We start from the raw sequence: 18,256 nt of genomic DNA on the forward strand, positions 1-18,256 counted from the left end.
GGCTAGGCTGGGTGAGCCGCGGCGCGGGCCCCGGCGACCAGCCCGACGACGGGCGGCGAGGGGTGGCGGATGAGCGTCGGGCAGGGGGGCGGCGGCGGCATGGGCGGCGGCCGGATGCTCGGGCGCCTCGCGGCGGACCCGGCGATCAAGCAGCACAAATTGGACCGCGGCACCGCCCGTCGGGTGATCGCCTACGGCTCGCCCTTCAAGGGCCTCATCATCATCTTCCTCGTCACCGTGATCGCCAGCAGCGCGCTGTCGGTGGCGCCGCTGCTGCTGTTCCAGCGGATCATCGACGACGGCGTGCTCGCGGGCGACATCGAGGTCATCATCTGGCTGGCGGTCGCCGTCGCCGGTATGGCGGTGGGGTCGGCGCTGCTGCAGATCGTGGAGCGATGGTGCTCGGCCAGGATCGGCGAGGGGCTGATCTATTCGATGCGCACCCAGATCTTCGACCACATGCTCCGGATGCCCATCGCGTTCTTCAGCCGCTCGCACACGGGGAAGCTGGTGTCGCGGCTGCAGTCGGACGTCAACGGCGCCCAGCAGGCGTTCACCTCGACGCTGTCCACCGTCGTCAGCAACTCCATCACGCTGGTGCTGGTGCTGGCGTCAATGCTGGCGCTGTCCTGGCCACTGACCCTGGCGGCGCTGGTGTTGCTGCCGATCTTCATGGTGCCGGCACGGATGGTGGGCACCAAGCTGGCGGGACTGTCGCGGCTGCGGATGACCCAGAACGCGGAGATGTCGGCCACCATGACCGAGCGGTTCACCGTCTCCGGGGCGCTGCTCGTCAAGCTCTTCGGGGACCTGGACACCGAGCATCGGATCTTCGCCAAGCAGTCCAAGGACGTGGCGGACTCGGGTGTGAAGATCGCGATGATCTCGCGGGTGTTCATGACGACGATGGGGCTCGTCGGGGCGCTGGCGACGGCGCTGTTCTACGGGTTCGGCGGGGTCGCGGCGGCACAGGACGAGTTGACCGTCGGGACGCTCACGGCGCTGGTGGCACTCCTCGCCCGGCTGTACGGGCCGCTGATGCAGCTGTCCAACCTGCGGGTGGACATCATGAGCGCGCTGGTCAGCTTCGAGAGGGTCTTCGAGGTCCTGGACCTCGAACCCCTGATCGTCGACGCTCCAGATGCCAAGCCCGTCTCCGGTCCTCCTTCGGTGGCGTTCCGCGACGTGTGGTTCACCTATCCGGACGCGGCGACGGTGTCGCTTGAGTCGTTGGAGCCGACGGCCGCCGCCGGGGAGTCGGCCAACCAGCCTGTGCTCAAGGGGGTGGCGTTCGAAGCTGAGCCCGGGCAGACGGTGGCGCTGGTGGGGCCGTCGGGGGCGGGGAAGACCACCATCACCCACCTGCTCGCGCGGCTGTACGACGTTGATTCCGGGAGGGTCGAGATCGCGGGGGAGGACGTGCGACGGCTGGCCCTTGCCTCGCTGCAGGATGAGATCGGCTACGTCACCCAGGACGCGCACCTGTTCCACGACACGATCGACGCAAACCTCCGCTACGCCCGCCCGTCAGCAACGGCCGAGGAACTGTGGGCGGCGCTGGAGGCGGCGCAGATCGCGGGACTGGTGCGGCGGCTGCCCGACGGGCTGGGCACAGTCGTGGGCGAGCGCGGCTACCGGCTGAGCGGCGGGGAGCGGCAGCGGTTCGCGATCGCCCGGCTGCTCCTGAAGGCCCCGCCGATCCTGGTCCTCGACGAGGCGACGGCGCACCTGGACTCGGAGTCGGAGACGTTGGTACAGCGGGCGCTCGACACCGCCCGGGCCGGCCGCACCGCGATCGTCATCGCCCACCGGTTGTCGACGGTGCGGCACGCGGACCAGATCCTCGTCGTGGAGGACGGCCGGGTCGTCGAGCGGGGAACCCACGCTGAGCTGCTGTCCGCGGGCGGGTCGTACGCCACGCTGTACGCCACCCAGTTCAGCGACTGAGGGCGCGACGGCGATCCGACCGGCTGACCGAAACGGCTGCCGGTGCCGGGAGCCGTGAGTCGAGACCCGGGCGGCCGCTGGTCCATGATCCGTTCGCACCCGCAGGTCTGCTTGGGTCGGGTCGTGAGGCCGCCCGGGCCTCGATTCCCGCCTCCCCGCACTCGTTCTGCGCGTGGCGTCGTCGGGTCCGGGTGCGGCCCGTCAGGGCGGCCCTGGCAACAGTCCGCCGAGGCGGGAGGCCAGCCGGGTGATCCCAAGGTTGGGCATCCCGACGCGGAGCCGCCCTGCCGTTCCCCACCCTCGAGGATTCGTTTCGATTCCCCATGCTCGTTTCAGCGACTGACGCCCTGGACCCAGCGAGCAAGGGGGACGGAGGCGGGGCGGCACTGCGCAGCGGTGCCCATCCTGAGGATCACCCAGCTCGCATCCCGCTCAGGTAGGCCCGGCCACAGCGCCGCCCCGACTACCGTCCTCCGGACCCGACCACGCCACAGGGCACATCAGCGGGGAGCCGGGAACCGAGGCGCGGGCGGCCCTCAATCTGCCCAGCCACAGCAATGCCACGGACGAAGATCCGACCCGCCACCAGGGGGCCGCCCGCGCGTCGGCTCCCGGATCCCCGCACAACCCGCTCTAGTGCGGAGTAGTCACGCGACCAGGGTCAGTAGGCGGAGCCCATGCCGACGTGCTTCGAGGTGGCGACGCCGTCGGCTCCGTCGAGCACCGCCCGCGACCCCGACAGTCCCAGCCGCGTCGCCCCCGCCTCGACCATCGCATTGGCCGTCGCGTAGTCGCGGATCCCGCCACTGGCCTTGACGCCCAGGCGCTCGCCCACCGTCGCCGCCATCAACTCCACCGCGTGCACCGACGCGCCGCCGGCCGGATGGAAGCCGGTGGAGGTCTTCACATAGTCGGCCCCCGCGGTCTCGGCGGCCCGGCACGCGGCGACGATCTCCTCGTCGGTCAGCGCAGCGGACTCGATGATCACCTTGAGCAGCCCCGTCGTCGCCTCGCGCACGGCGCGGATCTCCGCCTCGACGGCGTCAGCCCGGCCCTCCTTGAGGAGGCCGATGTTGATCACCATGTCGATCTCATCGGCGCCCAGCTGGGACGATTCGGCAGCCTCTGCCGCCTTCGCCGCAGCGGTGTGATTGCCCGAGGGGAACCCGCACACCGTGGCCACGTTCACGTCGCCCAGATCTTCTGTGATGGGCAGCATCGACGGAGACACGCACACCGAGTACACGCCCAGCTCCCGCGCCTCCGCGACGAGCGCGGAGACCTGGGCGCGGGTGGCGTCGGTCTTCAGCAGCGTGTGGTCCACCATCTGGGCGAGCGCAGAGCGCGTGATCTCCATGGATTGTCCTTCTCTTCCTGCTGGCCCGACGGTGGGCTGTTTCAACGGCCACGAGACTACGTGGATGCGGGGCGTTCCTGGTGTTTCGGAGCGGGCTACAGCCTTGGACGGCCCGATGAGCGGGACCGACGCCGCTGGGCGCATTTTCAGTGTGGGGTCAGGGACGGTCTACCGTCCCAGAATCCCCACTGGAAAAGCCCCTCACCCGGGGAGGTGGTCACCGGGCCGGATCGGAGTGTGGGCCGGCGCGAGCGGCAGCGTCACCGTGAAGCACGTCCGTCCCGGCCGCGACTCCACCGTCGCCGTCCCGCCGAATCCCTCGACGACCGCGCGCACGATCGCCAGCCCCAGCCCGGTGGACTGCGCCGCCGAGTGGGCCCTCGCATCGTCGGCCCGCACGAACCGCTCGAACACCTGCGGCAGCGCCTCCTCAGGGATCCCCGGCCCGTCGTCGATCACGTGGATCACCGCGACACCCGCGCCCGCCGCGTGCCCACCGAACGGCGCCCCCGGCAGCGCGGACACGGCGGTGGTCACCGTCGTGCCGGGCGGGGTGTGGGTGCGGGCGTTGGACAGCAGGTTCACCATCACCTGGTGCAGCTGGTCCGCGTCCGCCAGCACCTCGACGCCCTGCTCCGGCAGGTCCAGCACCCAGCGGTGGTCGCGGCTGACGGCCTGCGCGTCGCTGACCGCGTTGAGGACCACCTCGACTGCGTCCACAGGCCTCAGCTCCACGGATGCGTCCGCGTCCAGCCGGGCCAGTAGCAGCAGGTCGTTGACCAGCTTCGTCATCCGCTCCGATTCGGCCCCGATCCGGTTCAGCGCGTGCGGGGTCCCCTCCGGTGAACGCTGCCCCAGCTCCGCGTATCCGCGGATCGCCGCCAGGGGATTGCGTAGCTCGTGCGACGCATCTGCCACGAACCGCCGAAGCTTCGCCTCCGAGCTCTCGCGCGCCAGCAGCGCCCCCTCCACGCGCCCCAGCATTTGGTTGAACGCCGTAGACAGCCGCGTCACCTCGTTGTTCTCGGGCAACGGCCCGGTCTCGACCCGCGGCACAGCCACCGAGCCGCGCTCCAGCTCCAGCCGGCTCACCTCGTCGGCTGTGTCCGTCAAAGCGACGAGTGGCTGGGTGGCGCTCACCAGCACCGCGCGCGTCACCGCAGCAGTGGCCGAGATCGCCACGAGGCTCACAGCTGCCGCCAACAGCGACAACCACAGCACCGTCCGCTGAATGTCCGCCACCGGTAGGCCGACCACCACCGTCCCGATCGGCGTGGCGCGCGCCTGAACCCGGTAGTCGCCGAGCCCGGGGACGCTGACGGTGTGCTTGTTGTTGTCGACCGGGACCGCGAGCAGCGCCTCCCATGCCGCCACCGTCATCGACGAGCTGGTGGATCCGTCGCCGACGACCCCGCCGAGGGCCGTGCCGTTGGTGAGCTCCGCCGCGATCACGGTGCCCACCCTCATGCCGGGGGTCTCCAGGCCGGGTGGGCCATCGTAGGGTCCGTCGCTGCGGCTCTGACGCACCTGCGCCGCGTCGAGTTCCGCGTCGAGCTGGTTGTACAGGATGGTGCGCAGCGCCAGCACCGTGGTGAGCGCCACGAGGATGCCCATCACCGCGACCGTCAACACCAGCCGCGGCTGCAGCTGCCCCGCCAGCGACCCCCGCTGCTGCTCCCGTGTCATGCGCCCGCCGGACGAAGCACGTAGCCGGCCCCGCGCATGGTGTGGATCATGGGCTCGCGGTCCGCGTCGATCTTCTTGCGCAGGTAGGAGATGTACAACTCGACGACGTTGGCCTGGCCGCCGAAGTCGTAGTTCCAGACGCGGTCCAGGATCTGCGCCTTCGACAGGACGCGCCTGGGGTTGCGCATGAGGAAGCGCAGCAGCTCGAACTCGGTGGCGGTCAGCTTGATCTGCGCCCCGGCCCGGGTCACCTCGTGGGAATCCTCGTCCAGCACCAAGTCGCCGACCACGAGCTGCGTGTCGAGCCGCACGCTGGTGGCGCCGCTGCGACGCAGCAGGCCACGGAGCCGGGCGATGACCTCCTCCAGCGAGAACGGCTTGGTGACGTAGTCGTCGCCGCCGGCGGTGAGCCCGGCGACCCGATCCGACACCCCGTCGCGGGCGGTCAGGAAGATCACCGGCACATCGGGTTGCTCGGCGCGGATGCGGCGCATCACCTCGAGGCCGTCGAAGTCCGGCAGCATCATGTCCAGCACCAGCGCGTCCGGCTGCGCCTCCCTCGCCACGCGCACCGCGTCGCTGCCGGTGGAGGCCGTATACACGTCCCACCCCTCGTAGCGCATGGCCATCGACAGCAACTCGATCAGGCTGGGCTCGTCGTCGACGGTGAGAATGCGGATCGCGGTGCCGTCGGGGCGCGTGAGGGGATCGGTGATTGCCATGGCACTACTGTGGCACCCCACCTGGGGCCCCAGCTATGGGTTATCTGTGAGAAGTCTGTGTGCCAGGCGCCTCGTCGATGAGGCTGTCTGTCTCGTCCCTGGGGCGCACGAACAGGGCGTCCAGCCCTGCGCGTCCGGAGCCGTAGACGAGGAAGAGCAGGCCGAGCGCGGCCTGGATGGCGTTGTACTCCCAGCCGCCCAGGTGCAGGTAGAACGGTCCGTTGGCGTTCGTGGTGAGGATGATGGCCACGTTGAGCACCACGATGCCCAAACCCACCAGGGGCGTTGCGAGCCCGAACGCCAGCAGCACTCCACCGATGAGCTCGAACGCGATGGTGGTCACCACCAGCCCAGTCCCGTAGGGGAGCCCGGCTGCTTCGAGGAGGGCCACCTGGGCGTCGATGCCCGTCTCCTGCCAGCGGTGCCACCCGTGCGCCACCAGCGTGACGCCTGCGACGATGCGCGCTATCAGCAGCGCGATGTCGCGCACCACCCGCAGAAATGCCTTCATGTTCAGCCCCCAGGCTTCAGTTCGTCCTTCTTACCTCTGATCAGCCTGCCAGAACTTCTCGATCCCAGGTGCTCCAACGCCAGGCGTCCCACCATTTGCTGATTGGTGACGACGCGCTGCGACCGCCCGTTGGTGAGGAACGTCAACGCCCAGCTCAGCAGCGTGGTGACGCGCTGCTTGAACCCGGCGATGTAGAGCAGGTGCAGGAACAGCCAGGCCACCCAGGCCACGAAACCGGTGAGCTTGATGGAGCCGATCGTCGCCACCGCCGCGAACTTGGAGATGGTGGCCATGGAGCCCTTGTCCTTGTAGGTGAAGGCTCCCGGATCCCCCGCGTGCTCGATGCGCGAGCGGATCTTGGCCGCGGCGTGCCTCGCGCCCTGGATCGCCCCCTGGGCCACGCCCGGCACGCCCGGCACGGACATCAGGTCACCCACCACGAACACCTCCGGGTGCCCGGGCAGCGACAGATCCTCGGCCACCACCACACGCCCGGCGCGGTCCAGCTCGGCGCCCGACTGGTCCGCCAGCGTGCGGCCCAGCTTGTTGCCCTGGACTCCGGCAGCCCACACCTTGGCGAACGACTCGATGCGCTCCTGCGTGCCGTCCTGGTACTTGATGGTGAGGCCGTTCTCGTCGACGCCCGTGACGAGCGCGTTCAGCTTGACCTCAACCCCCAGCCGCTCCAGCGTCTTCTGCGCCTTGGCGCCCAGCTCCGGGCCGAACGGCGGCAACACCTGCGCGGCGCCGTCGATGAGGAGCACGCGCGCCGTGCTCGGGTCGATGGTGCGGAACTCGTCGCGCAGCGTCGAGGTGGCCAGCTCGCGGATCTGCCCGGCCATCTCGACACCCGTGGGTCCGGCGCCGACGACGGCGAAGGTCAGCATCCGCCGTCGCTCCTCCTCGTCGCGGGTGAACTCGGCGATCTCGAAGGAGCTGAAGATGCGCGCGCGCAGCTCGAGGGCGTCGTCGATGGACTTCATGCCCGGAGCGAAGGTGGCGAACTGGTCGTTGCCGAAGTAGGACTGGCCGGCGCCGGCGGCGACGATGAGGGAGTCGTAGGGGGTCTCGCTGAACTGGTCGTGGAAGCGCCACTTGACCACGCGGTTGGTCAGGTCGATGTCCTCGACGAGGCCCAGCAGCACCTGTGCGTTGGACTGCCTCCGCAGGATCTCGCGGGTGGCGGGCGCGATCTCGCCTTCGGACAGCACCCCGGTGGCCACCTGGTAGAGCAGCGGCTGGAAGAGGTGGTGGGTGGTTTTCGCGATGAGCGTGACCTCGACGTCGGCCCGCTTCAGCGCCTTGGCCGCGAACAGCCCGCCGAATCCGGAGCCGATGATGACTACGCGATGCCTGCTCATGCTGCCGCCTCGGGGGCTTGGGGGAGGGTGCCGGCCGTGTGGTTCATTCAGAAAGGGTAACCGCCCGTCGGCGGGGGCACCGCACTGTCGCGGATCGCGGCCGGGGTAGGCTGAACCGTCCTGGACCGAGGAGGAGGGCCCCCGCGTGACGTTGGCCGCCTGGCTCAGACCCACACCACACGGCCGGCCAGTGCACCCGTGGTGGTGGATCACGGCGGGCCTGCTGGCGGTGTTGATCCTTGTCGGGGCCCAATTCGCTGATGCGCCCGGATTGTTGGAGCGCGGCGACAGCTGGTGGCGGCCCCTGGTGTCCCTGCCCGCGCTGAGCGTCCTCGTGCTCGCCTGGTGGCAGCTTGGCCCCTTGTGGCGGCATCCCCTGGTGGCGGCGGCCATCTGGTCCGCGCCCATGATGTTCGCCCTGCCCATGTATTCCCGCGACGCGTACGCCTACGCCGCGCAGGGCTGGATGGTGGCGCGCGGCCTGGACCCCTACACCACCCCCCTGGGGGAGGCCGGCCTGCCCGGGCTGCTGGTGGGCGTTCACTGGCACAAGACCACCGCCGTGTACCCGGCGCTGTCGCTGGAGCTGTTCGGGATGATCGCGCGGCTGACCGGCAGCGACCTCTTCTGGACGACGGTGGCGCTCAGGGTGCCCAACGTGCTCGCGCTGATCGGCCTGGCCTGGGTGGTGCGACGGCTGGCGCGGCGATTCGGCGTCGACGTGGGCCTCGCGCTGTGGGCTGGCGTGCTCAACCCGATCATGCTCGTGCAGTGGATCGGCGGGGTGCACAACGACGCCTTCATGGTCACCCTCGCCGTCGCCGCCGTCCTGGCCGTCACGGACCTGGGGTGGCGCGGGTGGCGAGGACTGCTCGTCGCCGGTGTTCTGCTGGGGCTCGCCATGGGGGTGAAACAGACGGCGGCGGTGTACGGGCTCGGAGTGGTCGCCGTCGGGTGGGCGGCCCGCTTCCCGCACGGGCTTGCGCCCCCGACTCGCGACGGCGCAGCCCCAGCCCCAAGCCCGACGGCGGGCTGGTGGAGGCTCGCCGTGGTCGCGGCGGTGCCCGGCGCCGTGACGATCGCGGTGTTCGCGCTGGTGTCGCTGCGGTTCGGATTCGGCTGGGGCAACCCCACCGCCGGCAACCCGATCGGGGCCATGAGCAACGCCCCCCTGTCCTGGCTGGCCGAGGCGCTGCGCTACCCGCTGCCGGACGACGTGGTCAACCCGGCCGTCACCACCGTGTCGACGGTGCTGCTGCTGGCGGCCTTCGTCGCGTTGTGGGTCAGGATCGGCCCCCGCGGCGACGACCCCAGGCGCCCCTGGGCGTTCATGCTGGCCGTCTTGGCGGCCTTCTGCGTGCTCGGGCCCGCGCTGCAGCCCTGGTATCTGACCATGCTGCTGCCGCTCTACGTGTTCTGGCTCGCGGGTCCACGCTGGGACCGGGCGTGGCTGGTGGTGGTGGTCGGGTTCACCCTGCTGCCGGCGTTGCAGACGCTGGTGGCGCCGCTCATCGCCATGCCTCTGCTCGCGGTGCCGCTGTGGTGGCTGTGGAGCGAGATGTCGCGGCGGGGCGTCTCCCCGCTGCCCCCGCGGTCCTCGCTTCGTTGACCCGGACGGAGACCACGGGGGGATGGCGGCAGCGGCCATCCGCACTACCGTCGTGTCCTATGTCAGAGATCTCCTGGCCCGACGGCGGCACTGAGTGGGCCGTCGAGGCCACCGGCCTGGTGAAGCGCTACGGCAGGCACCCGGTCCTCGCCGGGCTGGACCTTCACGTGCCACGCGGCGGGGTCCACGGCCTGCTCGGCCCCAACGGGTCCGGCAAGACCACCTCCATCCGCATCCTGCTGGGCCTCGTCCGCGCGCAGGCGGGCACCGTCACGCTCCTCGGGCACGACGTGCCCCGAGACCTGCCCGCGGTGATCGGACGGGTGGGCGCCATCGTCGAATCGCCGAAGTTCGCGCCGCGGATGAGCGGGCGGCACAACCTCGACGTGCTGGCCGACTCCATCGGCGTCACCCGCCGTCGCGTCACCGAGGTGCTGCTCGAGGTGGGCCTGGCCGCGGACGCCGACCGCGACTTCGGCACGTTCTCCCTCGGCATGAAGCAGCGGCTCGCGATCGCCGCCACCCTCCTCAAGCGCCCCGAGCTGCTCATCTTCGACGAGCCCACCAACGGCCTGGACCCGGTCGGGATCCGCGACATCCGCGCCACCATGCGCGACCTCGCCGACGCCGGCATCACGGTGCTGGTGGCCTCGCACATCCTCTCCGAGATCGAACAGATCGCGGACTCGGTCTCGATCATCGCGCAGGGCCGGGTGGTGGCGGAGGGGCCGATGGATCAGTTCCTCTCCGGTGCCGCGCCGCACGTCCGGCTCGGCATCGACCGCCCCGTCGAAGCCGCCGAGGTGCTGCGGCGCGGCGGGTGGCGGGTCGAGCCCGCCGAGGGAGGCCTGCGGGTGCTCGGCCGCGACGCCGCTCCGCCGGACCCAGCCGAGATCGCGCGCCAACTCGGCCGCGCGGACCTCTGGCCGGATCACCTCTCGCTGGATCGGCAGAGCCTTGAGCGGGTCTTCCTGGACCTCACCTCGGGCGCGGATCTCGTCGGCTCCCAGGGCCGCCGCCGGGACGTCGCATGAACATGCTGAGAGCCGAACTGTCGCGGCTGCGCTACAGGCGCCGCACGAGGTGGAGCCTGGTCGGGGTCCTGCTGATGAGCCTCATGGTGCCGGTGCTGTGGATGGAGGGCGCGCGTCCCCTGACCGGCGCGGACCACGACGAGGCGGCGGAGATCTTCGCCACCATCCCCGCCGAGCAGTGCCCGGACTGCAGGGTCTCCGACTACCTGCGCACCCCGTGGACGTTCAGCGACGTCGTCAACTCCGGCCTCATGCCGTACGCGATGCTGATGGGCGCTCTCGCGCTGCTGATCGTGATGTTGTCGGTGAGCTCCGATCTGCGGTCCGGGGCCATCGGAACCCAGCTCACCTTCACGCCCCGTCGATCGGTTCTGGTCGTGGCCCGTACCGCGGTCGCCGGACTGCTCGGCGCCGCCCTGATGGCCACAGCGATGGTCACCAGCACCGTGGTGTCGGCGGTCTGGTTCGTGGCGATGAACGGATACGCCGCCCTCGACGCCACCACCAGCCTGCTCGCGCTGGTGCTGTCCGCCGGCTTCTACGGGGCCATCCTGGGCGTCCTGGGGGCACTGCTCACAGTGCTCCTCGGTGGAGCCTCCGGTGCCGGAGTGCTGGTGGTCGGCGTCTTCGTGGCCGACATCCTGGCTCAGCGGATCGGCTCCGAAACTGAGGCGGCGGCCTGGCTGCCTCATCTGCTCCCCACCCAGCAGGGCATAGCGCTGCTGGACGGCTTCGTCCTTGGCCAAGGCGCTCATGGGCAGCAGCTGTATGAGATCGGCCGCGCCGAGGCGGTGGGCTACCACCTCGTCGTCACCGCGCTGGCAGCGGCCGTCACCCTTCCGCTCTTCGAACGCCGCGACATCAAGAACTAGCGAAGACCAGCGGCTCGGTAGCATGGCGCCCATGCGTTACGTCTCCACCCGCGACACTGCAGGCCTGCCCGGCAAGCAGTTCAGCGACATCCTGCTCGAGGGCCTGGCCGCCGACGGGGGGCTGTACCTGCCGGAGAGCTACCCGACGGTGTCGCGGGACACCCTGGCCCAGTGGCGCACGCTGCTGGCCGAGAGAGGCTATGCAGCGCTGGCGTTCGAGATCGTGCGGCTCTTCGTCGACGACATCCCGGAGGCCGATCTTCGCGGCATCGTCGAGCGGGCCTACGAGCCGGCGAAGTTCCTTGACCCCGCCGTCGTGCCGGTCACCCGGCTGAGCGACGGGCTGTGGCTGGCCCACCTCAGCAACGGGCCCTCGGTGGCGTTCAAGGACATGGCCATGCAGCTGCTGGGCGAGCTGTTCGCCTACGAGCTGGAGCGTCGCGGCGAGACCATCACCATCCTCGGCGCCACCAGCGGTGACACCGGCTCGTCGGCCGAGTACGCCCTCCTCGGGAAGCCGCGGGTGCAGGTGTTCATGCTGTCCCCGCGTGGTCGGATGACACCGTTCCAGCAGGCGCAGATGTTCTCCATCGACGACCCCGCAATCGTCAACATCGCCGTCGACGGCGTCTTCGACGACTGCCAGGACCTGGTCAAGGAGCTCAACAACGACGCCGCATTCAAGGCCCGCCACCGGCTCGGCGCCGTCAACTCCATCAACTGGGCCCGCCTCATGGCGCAGGTGGTCTACTACTTCGCGGCCTGGCTGCGGCTCCCAGGGGACGAGCCGATCAGTTTCGCGGTGCCGTCGGGCAACTTCGGCAACATCGCGGCCGGGCACATCGCCCGCGAGATGGGCCTGCCCATCCACCGGCTGATCCTCGCCACCAACGAGAACAACGTGCTGGAGGAGTTCTTCCGCACTGGTCGCTACCGGGTGCGGGGCTCGGCAGAGACGCTGGCCACGTCCTCGCCGTCAATGGACATCTCGAAGGCGTCGAACTTCGAGCGCTTCGTCTTCGACCTGCTCGGCCGCGACGCCGCCCGCCTGCGCTCGCTGTTCAACGACGACCTGGCCACCGGCGAGTTCGACCTGTCCGCCGCCCCCGAGTTCGCCGGCCAGCTGGAGCGCTACGGGTTCGTGGCGGGCACCTCGACGCACGAGGACCGGCTGGCCGAGATCAGGCGGGTGTACGCCGCTGACAAGGTGATGATCGACCCGCACACCGCCGACGCGGTCCACGTGGCCCGCGGATCGGGCGTCGAGGGCCGGATCGTGGTGCTGGAGACGGCGCTGCCGGTGAAGTTCGCCGGCACCATCGTCGAGGCCACCGGGATGGTGCCGCCGCGTCCGCCGCGGTTCGACGGCATCGAGGACCTGCCGCGCCACGTCGTCGACCTCCCCTGCGACGCCGACGCGCTCCGTGCGCTGATCGAGGAGCACGCCATTTCGGCCTGATGCCGTTTGGCGGTCGTCCTGCTCGGGTAGGAAGGGGTATGGACGCTTTCGAATTCGTCGGGGATTGGTCCGGGCAGTTGATCGCCACCTCGATCCACGCCGGCCACGACCTGCGCCCCGAGATCGCAGAGCTGTCGATCCTCGCCGAGGACGACCGCTTCCGCGAGGAGGACCCCTTCACCGACCGGATCGCCTCACTCGCGCCGGCCCGGGTCCTGGTCCACCGCTCCCGCTTCGAGACCGACCTCAACCGGGTGCGGGAGAGGACCGTCTACCGCCGCCCGGAGGATGCGTGGGGGCTGCGCATGTGGTCCCTCGACCCGTTGCCGGACGACGTGGTGGCCCGATCGCTGGAGGTCTACGACTCCTTCTTCGCCGCGCTCGCGGAACGCCTCGACGAGGTGGCCGCGCGGGGCCCGTTCGTCCTCTACGACGTCCACTCCTACAACCACCGACGGCACGGCGAGGAGGCCGACGCCGAGCCCTGGGAACATGATGACGTTGAACCGGGTGGCGGTCAATGTGTTCGCCGAGGTCGTGAAGGTGGCGTTCATGACGCAGAACGTCCCTCCGGGCATCGACTTCAGCAACGACCCGCTGCTGCAAGGACGCAACTTCTCGCGGGTGACGAGCACGAACATCTGCGGGTCGGACCTGTATCTCTACGAGGTGCTCGGGCCGTTCATGCACGCCGGCGACGTCCTTGGGCACGAGACGATGGGGGTCGGCGAGGAGGTCGGCGGCGCCGTGACCGGGATCCGTGCGGGAGACCGGGTCGTCATCCCCTTCAACATCTCGTGCGGTCGGTGCTGGATGTGCCAGCGCGGCTTACAGTTGCAGTGTGAGAAGACGCATACCACCGAGCAAGGAACGGGCGCCGCGCTCTTCGGGCACACCGAGCTGTACGGACGGGGCCCGGGCGGGCAGGCGGAGTACCTCCGGGTCCCCCAGGCCGACGGCACCCACATCAAGCTCCCCGACTGCCCGCCCGACGAGCGGTTCGTCTACCTGTCCGACGTGCTGCACACGGCGTGGCAGGCGGTGGAGTACGCCGCACCCGCCCCCGAAGACACCCTCGTCGTCCTCGGGCTGGGCCCGATCGGCGACGCACCAGGCGACCAAGGACCTGCCCTCGGCCTGGTCGAAGCGGATGATGAAGGCCTTCGGCAGCGACCGGCTGGCCGCCCTCACCACGGCGATCGACGCCGTGCGCTGCGGCGGGACCATCTCGGTCAGCGGGGTGTACGGCGGGGCGAGCGACCCCTTGCCGATGCTGACGATGGTCGACAAGCAGATCCAGATCCGCATGGGCCAGGCCAACGTCCTGCGTTGGGTGTCGGGTATCCTCCCGCTCCTGACCGATGACGACCCGATCGGTGTGGAGGGCTTCGCCACGCACCGGTTGGCGCTCGAGGAGGCGCCTGGCGCATACGCGACCTTCCAGGCCAAAGAGGTCGGGATGGTCAAGCTCGTCCTCAAACCCGAGCTGGCGGCCGGAGCAGGCGGGGCAGCGCGACGGACCTCGGGGTGGCGACGGTGACCACGGGCGTCCCCGACGGTATGTCCCGTGCGCCCGAGCCCGTGCGGCGCCTGGCCCGCACGGTGGTCGAGCGCGGGTACACCTGGTATCCGGTGGAAATGACCTCGCCCGGTTGGGGCGATCGCCTGTATGGCGCCCGCACACACATCGGCGAGGTGCGCGTCTGGTCGCACCGCTTGTCGTGGGGTGCGACGCTCGGGGCCCCGGGTGTGCCCGTCTTCGTGGACGCCGGCATCTGGGACGCGTGTGCCACCGGGGAGGTGCTGGGCAGGGCTCGACCCCCCATCGGGGAGCAGGTGGCCTGGCTGGAGCGGCTGCTGGCCGCCCAGTCGCTGCCGCCGTACGACGTCGAGTGCCTCACCCGTCTCGAACGTGAGCGGCGCGGGCAGCCCCCGGCGTACACCGGCCTGCCGTTGGCTATCATCCTCATCTCCTCGATCGCGCTCATCGTGGCGATGGCCTGGGCGAGCCTGGCGCTGGACATGGTGGGGCTCCGCGTCATGGCCGCGGGTGCCTTCGCGGCGCTGCTGGGCTGGCTTCTGCGTCCTGTCGCGGCCCACCGCGCCGCCCGGCGGGCGCGGCAACGGCGCGAGGAGGGTTGACCGGACGCGGAAAGCGTCTGGCGTCCACTGACCACCCTCCCACCATCCGCGACGTCCCTGCTCGGCCGGTCGGTCAACCCGGGTGGGACCTCGAGCGCCCGGGCTTCGCCTGGGGCATGGGCGTGGCCGCGGTGTGGTTCGGCGGCGCCGCCGCTGGCTGCCGCGCTGTAGGCCGCTGCATGCCGACGTCCCCCGGACCAAGTGGCCCTGCTCCATCTCGGTGCCTGTGGCGTCGAGCTGCACGCGGTTTGGCTGGCCCTGAGCTCAGGGAGGCCGCTGCCCGGATCGACGACGGCCGGGCCGAGGGCAGTGCCGCGCGCGTGTGGTCGTCCCGGACGAGCTGCCCGAAGGCCCCTTCGACCTGGTGGTCCTCGCCGAGGTCGGGTACTTCGTCACGCCGGTGGACCTGCTTGCCACGCTGCGGCGTTGCGAGGCGGCGCTGACCGTTGGGGGCGAGCTCCTCCTGTGCCACTGGCAGCACTCGACAACCGGAGGCGATTTCCACGCGAGACGTTTTGCCCTCCTGGTTCTCGGGTAAGAAGGGGTATGGACGCTTTCGAATTCGTCGGGGATTGGTCCGGGCAGTTGATCGCCACCTCGATCCACGCCGGCCACGACCTGCGCCCCGAGATCGCGGAGCTGTCGATCCTCGCCGAGGACGACCGCTTCCGCGAGGAGGACCCCTTCACCGACCGGATCGCCTCACTCGCGCCGGCCCGGGTCCTGGTCCACCGCTCCCGCTTCGAGACCGACCTCAACCGGGTGCGGGAGAGGACCGTCTACCGCCGCCCGGAGGATGCGTGGGGGCTGCGCATGTGGTCCCTCGACCCGTTGCCGGACGACGTGGTGGCCCGATCGCTGGAGGTCTACGACTCCTTCTTCGCCGCGCTCGCGGAACGCCTCGACGAGGTGGCCGCGCGGGGCCCGTTCGTCCTCTACGACGTCCACTCCTACAACCACCGACGGCACGGCGAGGACGCCGAGGCCGAGCCCTGGGAGGAGAACCCCGAGGTCAACCTCGGCACCGGCAGCGTGGATCTGGACCGCTTCTCGCCCGTGGTGGAGGCGTTCCGGGGCTCCATGCAGGCCCAGGGCTTCGACATCCGCGAGAACGTGAAGTTCAAGGGCCAGAACCTGGCCTGGTGGATCCACGACCGCTACCCCGGGGTGGGGTGCGTGCTGGCCATCGAGTTCAAGAAGACCTTCATGGACGAGTGGACCGGAGAACCCGACGAGGCGCGGATCGACTTCCTCGCCGAGGCGCTCGGGCACACCATGGACCCCGTCCTGCAGGCGCTGCCCGATGCCTGAGCCCAGCCCCTTGGCGGTGATCGACCGCGCCATCGACCACCAGCTCTCCCAGCTCGGGCAGAGCTTCCGGTTCGTGCTGGACGTCACCCCCGTCGACGCCGACGACGTGAAGGACGCGTTCCTGGCCGGTGACGTCGACGAGCCGTCGTTCACCTACCGGGAGCTGGAGACGGACCCCGAGGTGCTGCAGAACGTGCTGGAGCGGATCGACATCGGCGCCGTGCGGGACGGGAGTGTCGCGGCGTTGCTGGGCGGGAAGAAGCGCGAGCTGGGCCTGCAGCTCGCCATGCTGCGCGCCCGGGACTCGGCCGACTTCCGCCAGCTGAGCGTCGAGCTCTACGGCGGGGTGCATCCCGACCTGCTCTCCGACGCCGAGTCCGTGCTGGCCCGCGTCGAGCCACAGTCCTGGGGCGGGGACCGGCTCACGCCCGAGGAGTTCCTTGACCTGGCCCGCGAGGAGATCGACTACTACCGCTCCCTGGAGCCCGACGTCGATATCCACGCCGAGATCCGCCCGGACTCCACCGGCGTCATGGTGTCGGGCAACCTGCTGCTGATCGGGCCTGAGTCGTCGGTGGCGGCCGAACGCGCCACGGCCCTCATCCAGCACGAGGTGGGCACGCACCTGGTCACTCAGGTCAACGGGTCCCACCAGCCGCTCCAGGTGCTGGGCACCGGGCTGGCGGGCTACGACGAGACACAGGAGGGCCTGGCGGTGCTGGCGGAGGTGGCCTGCGGAGAGCTGACCGCGTCGAGGATGCGGCAGCTCGCCGGCCGCGTCGTGACCGTGCACCGGATGCTGGGCGGCTCGTCCTTCCGCGATTGTTGGGTGGGCCTCGTCGACGTCGGGTTCCACCCCGCCGGCGCCTTCACCACGGTCATGCGGGTGTTCCGTTCTGGTGGCCTCACCAAGGACGCCATCTACCTGCGCGGACTGCTGGACCTGCTGGCGCATCTGCGTCGTGGCGGCAGCCTGGATGGGTTGTTCCTCGGCAAGTTCTCGCTGGTGGATCTACCTCTGATCGACGAACTCGCCGCGCGTGCCGTCCTCCATCCGCCCGTACTTCTGCCCCGCTGGTTCGACGACTCCGTCGGCCGCGACCGACTCGACGCCGCGTCCCGTCTCACAGATCCCACCGCACTGATTCAAGGAGTTGCCTCATGAAGATCGGATTCGTCGTCAACGACGTCCTCACCGAGAAGCCCGTCTACACCACCACCCGCCTCGCCATGCATGCCGCCAACCTGGGGCATGAGGCCTGGCTCATCGGGATGGGCAACTTCTCCTATGAGCCGGACGGCTCGCTCAGCGCCCGCGCCCGGGGCGGCGACGGCAAGAACTACCGATCGTTGGAGCGGTACCTGGAGGACGTTCAGCGCCCCGACGTCGAGGAGCGGCTCAAGCTCTCCGAGTTCGACGTCGTGATGCTGCGCAGCGATCCCGCCGACGACGCGCAGGGCGCCGCCTGGGCCAACAACGCCGGCGTCGCCTTCGGCCAGCTGATCGCGTCCACTGGGGTGCTGGTGGTCAACGACCCAGGTTCACTGGCCAACGCCCTGTCCAAGGCCTACTTCCAGCACTTCCCGGAGGTGGTCCGGCCCCGGACCCTGATCTCGCGCGACGACGCGCAGATCACCGCGTTCGTCAAGGAGTTGGGCGGCAAGGCGGTCCTGAAGCCGCTCCAAGGCTCCGGCGGCAGCGGGGTCTTCCTCGTCAACACCGACGAGTCGCCCAACCTGAACCAGATCATCGAGGCCATTGCCCGAGACGGGTACGTGGTGACCCAGGAGTATCTCGAGGAGGCCAAGAACGGCGATGTTCGCATGTTCGTGATGAACGGCAAGCCGCTGATGGTCAACGGGAAGTACGCGGCTTTCCGCCGGAAGTCCGGCGGCTCGGACATGCGCTCCAACATGTCCGCCGGCGGCAAGGCGCTGTCTGTGAAGGTGACCGACGAGATGCTCGCCATGGTGGACGTGGTGCGCCCCAAGCTCGTCGCCGACGGCATGTTCCTCGTCGGCCTGGACATCGTGGGCGACAAGCTCATGGAGGTCAACGTCTTCAGCCCCGGCGGCCTCGGCAGCTGCCAGGCCCTGTACGAGGAGAACTTCGCCATCCCGATCATCCAGGATCTGGAGCGCAAGCTCGACATCCGGCGTCACCACTCGGGCCTGACCAACGTCAACCTCGCCACGCTCTAGTGTCCTGCGCCAGAAGGGCTCCCGGCACCCTCCAGGGGCTGCG

The 18,256-nt window shown here is 70.0% G+C and carries 15 protein-coding genes and 3 pseudogenes; 13 read left to right on the forward strand and 5 right to left on the reverse strand.

The genetic code is table 11. The annotated features are described in order from the left end of the window. Positions 1-69 precede the first annotated feature (69 nt). Positions 70-1,947, forward strand: a complete 1,878-nt coding sequence (locus tag H5399_RS02895) for an ABC transporter ATP-binding protein (RefSeq protein ID WP_182781506.1) — start codon at positions 70-72, stop codon at positions 1,945-1,947. 661 nt (positions 1,948-2,608) lie between these two features. Here the strand turns inward: H5399_RS02895 and deoC are convergent. The 5 genes from deoC to H5399_RS02920 form a co-directional block, all read right to left on the reverse strand. Beyond that, positions 2,609-3,304, reverse strand: a complete 696-nt coding sequence (gene deoC, locus H5399_RS02900) for a deoxyribose-phosphate aldolase (protein WP_182781507.1) — start codon at positions 3,302-3,304, stop codon at positions 2,609-2,611. A 201-nt stretch (positions 3,305-3,505) separates the two neighbouring features. Beyond that, complete coding sequence (locus tag H5399_RS02905; RefSeq protein WP_182781508.1) at positions 3,506-4,990, reverse strand: ATP-binding protein; 1,485 nt, start codon at positions 4,988-4,990, stop codon at positions 3,506-3,508. Beyond that, a complete protein-coding gene (locus H5399_RS02910; RefSeq protein ID WP_182781509.1) occupies positions 4,987-5,712 on the reverse strand; it encodes a response regulator transcription factor in 726 nt (241 codons plus the stop codon). The genes H5399_RS02905 and H5399_RS02910 overlap by 4 nt, the downstream gene beginning before the upstream one ends. Positions 5,713-5,752: 40 nt before the next feature. Beyond that, positions 5,753-6,223, reverse strand: a complete 471-nt coding sequence (locus tag H5399_RS02915) for a DoxX family protein (protein WP_182781510.1) — start codon at positions 6,221-6,223, stop codon at positions 5,753-5,755. Between the two features lie 2 nt (positions 6,224-6,225). Then, a complete protein-coding gene (locus H5399_RS02920) occupies positions 6,226-7,584 on the reverse strand; it encodes an NAD(P)/FAD-dependent oxidoreductase (RefSeq protein WP_182781511.1) in 1,359 nt (452 codons plus the stop codon). 145 nt (positions 7,585-7,729) lie between these two features. Between H5399_RS02920 and mptB the strand changes: the two genes are divergently transcribed. From mptB to H5399_RS02970, 12 genes and pseudogenes are all read left to right on the forward strand, one after another. Further along, positions 7,730-9,193 (forward strand): polyprenol phosphomannose-dependent alpha 1,6 mannosyltransferase MptB, encoded by a 1,464-nt coding sequence (gene mptB, locus H5399_RS02925; RefSeq protein WP_182781512.1) that lies wholly within the window; start codon positions 7,730-7,732, stop codon positions 9,191-9,193. Positions 9,194-9,252: 59 nt separating this feature from the next. Beyond that, positions 9,253-10,227 (forward strand): ABC transporter ATP-binding protein, encoded by a 975-nt coding sequence (locus H5399_RS02930; protein ID WP_182781513.1) that lies wholly within the window; start codon positions 9,253-9,255, stop codon positions 10,225-10,227. Continuing rightward, positions 10,224-11,099 carry an ABC transporter permease subunit gene (locus H5399_RS02935; RefSeq protein WP_182781514.1) on the forward strand — a complete coding sequence of 292 codons (876 nt, stop codon included), beginning with the start codon at positions 10,224-10,226 and terminating at the stop codon, positions 11,097-11,099. Before H5399_RS02930 ends, H5399_RS02935 begins: the two co-directional genes overlap by 4 nt. 31 nt (positions 11,100-11,130) lie before the next feature. Then, positions 11,131-12,558 carry a threonine synthase gene (gene thrC, locus H5399_RS02940; protein ID WP_182781515.1) on the forward strand — a complete coding sequence of 476 codons (1,428 nt, stop codon included), beginning with the start codon at positions 11,131-11,133 and terminating at the stop codon, positions 12,556-12,558. A 38-nt stretch (positions 12,559-12,596) separates the two neighbouring features. Beyond that, a pseudogene (locus H5399_RS17810) lies at positions 12,597-13,016 on the forward strand (N-formylglutamate amidohydrolase); the annotation flags it as partial. Between the two features lie 58 nt (positions 13,017-13,074). Then, positions 13,075-13,179 (forward strand): annotated as a pseudogene (locus H5399_RS18420) (catalase); the annotation flags it as partial. A gap of 3 nt (positions 13,180-13,182) precedes the next feature. After that, positions 13,183-13,452 (forward strand): annotated as a pseudogene (locus H5399_RS17815) (alcohol dehydrogenase catalytic domain-containing protein); the annotation flags it as partial. 256 nt (positions 13,453-13,708) lie between these two features. Continuing rightward, entirely contained in the window at positions 13,709-14,098 is a 390-nt protein-coding gene (locus H5399_RS17820; protein ID WP_255422072.1) for a hypothetical protein, read from the forward strand. Further along, a complete protein-coding gene (locus H5399_RS02955) occupies positions 14,095-14,700 on the forward strand; it encodes a hypothetical protein (protein WP_182781516.1) in 606 nt (201 codons plus the stop codon). Before H5399_RS17820 ends, H5399_RS02955 begins: the two co-directional genes overlap by 4 nt. 546 nt (positions 14,701-15,246) lie before the next feature. Then, positions 15,247-16,011, forward strand: coding sequence for an N-formylglutamate amidohydrolase (locus H5399_RS02960; RefSeq protein WP_182781517.1), 765 nt, complete (start codon positions 15,247-15,249; stop codon positions 16,009-16,011). Further along, entirely contained in the window at positions 16,004-17,176 is a 1,173-nt protein-coding gene (locus tag H5399_RS02965) for a flavohemoglobin expression-modulating QEGLA motif protein (RefSeq protein WP_182781518.1), read from the forward strand. Before H5399_RS02960 ends, H5399_RS02965 begins: the two co-directional genes overlap by 8 nt. After that, positions 17,173-18,213 carry a glutathione synthetase gene (locus H5399_RS02970; protein WP_182781519.1) on the forward strand — a complete coding sequence of 347 codons (1,041 nt, stop codon included), beginning with the start codon at positions 17,173-17,175 and terminating at the stop codon, positions 18,211-18,213. Before H5399_RS02965 ends, H5399_RS02970 begins: the two co-directional genes overlap by 4 nt. Positions 18,214-18,256: the final 43 nt, after the last annotated feature.

The sequence above is a fragment of the Tessaracoccus sp. MC1627 genome (genome assembly GCF_014164725.1).
Classification (GTDB): Bacteria; Actinomycetota; Actinomycetes; order Propionibacteriales; family Propionibacteriaceae; genus Arachnia.

Coding starts and splice junctions, on each gene's coding strand:
- H5399_RS02895 (WP_182781506.1), top strand. CDS start 70: ATGAGCGTCGGGCAGGGGGGCGGCGGCGGCATGGGCGGCGGCCGGATG.
- deoC (WP_182781507.1), bottom strand. CDS start 3,304: ATGGAGATCACGCGCTCTGCGCTCGCCCAGATGGTGGACCACACGCTG.
- H5399_RS02905 (WP_182781508.1), bottom strand. CDS start 4,990: ATGACACGGGAGCAGCAGCGGGGGTCGCTGGCGGGGCAGCTGCAGCCG.
- H5399_RS02910 (WP_182781509.1), bottom strand. CDS start 5,712: ATGGCAATCACCGATCCCCTCACGCGCCCCGACGGCACCGCGATCCGC.
- H5399_RS02915 (WP_182781510.1), bottom strand. CDS start 6,223: ATGAAGGCATTTCTGCGGGTGGTGCGCGACATCGCGCTGCTGATAGCG.
- H5399_RS02920 (WP_182781511.1), bottom strand. CDS start 7,584: ATGAGCAGGCATCGCGTAGTCATCATCGGCTCCGGATTCGGCGGGCTG.
- H5399_RS02930 (WP_182781513.1), top strand. CDS start 9,253: ATGTCAGAGATCTCCTGGCCCGACGGCGGCACTGAGTGGGCCGTCGAG.
- H5399_RS02935 (WP_182781514.1), top strand. CDS start 10,224: ATGAACATGCTGAGAGCCGAACTGTCGCGGCTGCGCTACAGGCGCCGC.
- thrC (WP_182781515.1), top strand. CDS start 11,131: ATGCGTTACGTCTCCACCCGCGACACTGCAGGCCTGCCCGGCAAGCAG.
- H5399_RS17820 (WP_255422072.1), top strand. CDS start 13,709: ATGATGAAGGCCTTCGGCAGCGACCGGCTGGCCGCCCTCACCACGGCG.
- H5399_RS02960 (WP_182781517.1), top strand. CDS start 15,247: ATGGACGCTTTCGAATTCGTCGGGGATTGGTCCGGGCAGTTGATCGCC.
- H5399_RS02965 (WP_182781518.1), top strand. CDS start 16,004: ATGCCTGAGCCCAGCCCCTTGGCGGTGATCGACCGCGCCATCGACCAC.
- H5399_RS02970 (WP_182781519.1), top strand. CDS start 17,173: ATGAAGATCGGATTCGTCGTCAACGACGTCCTCACCGAGAAGCCCGTC.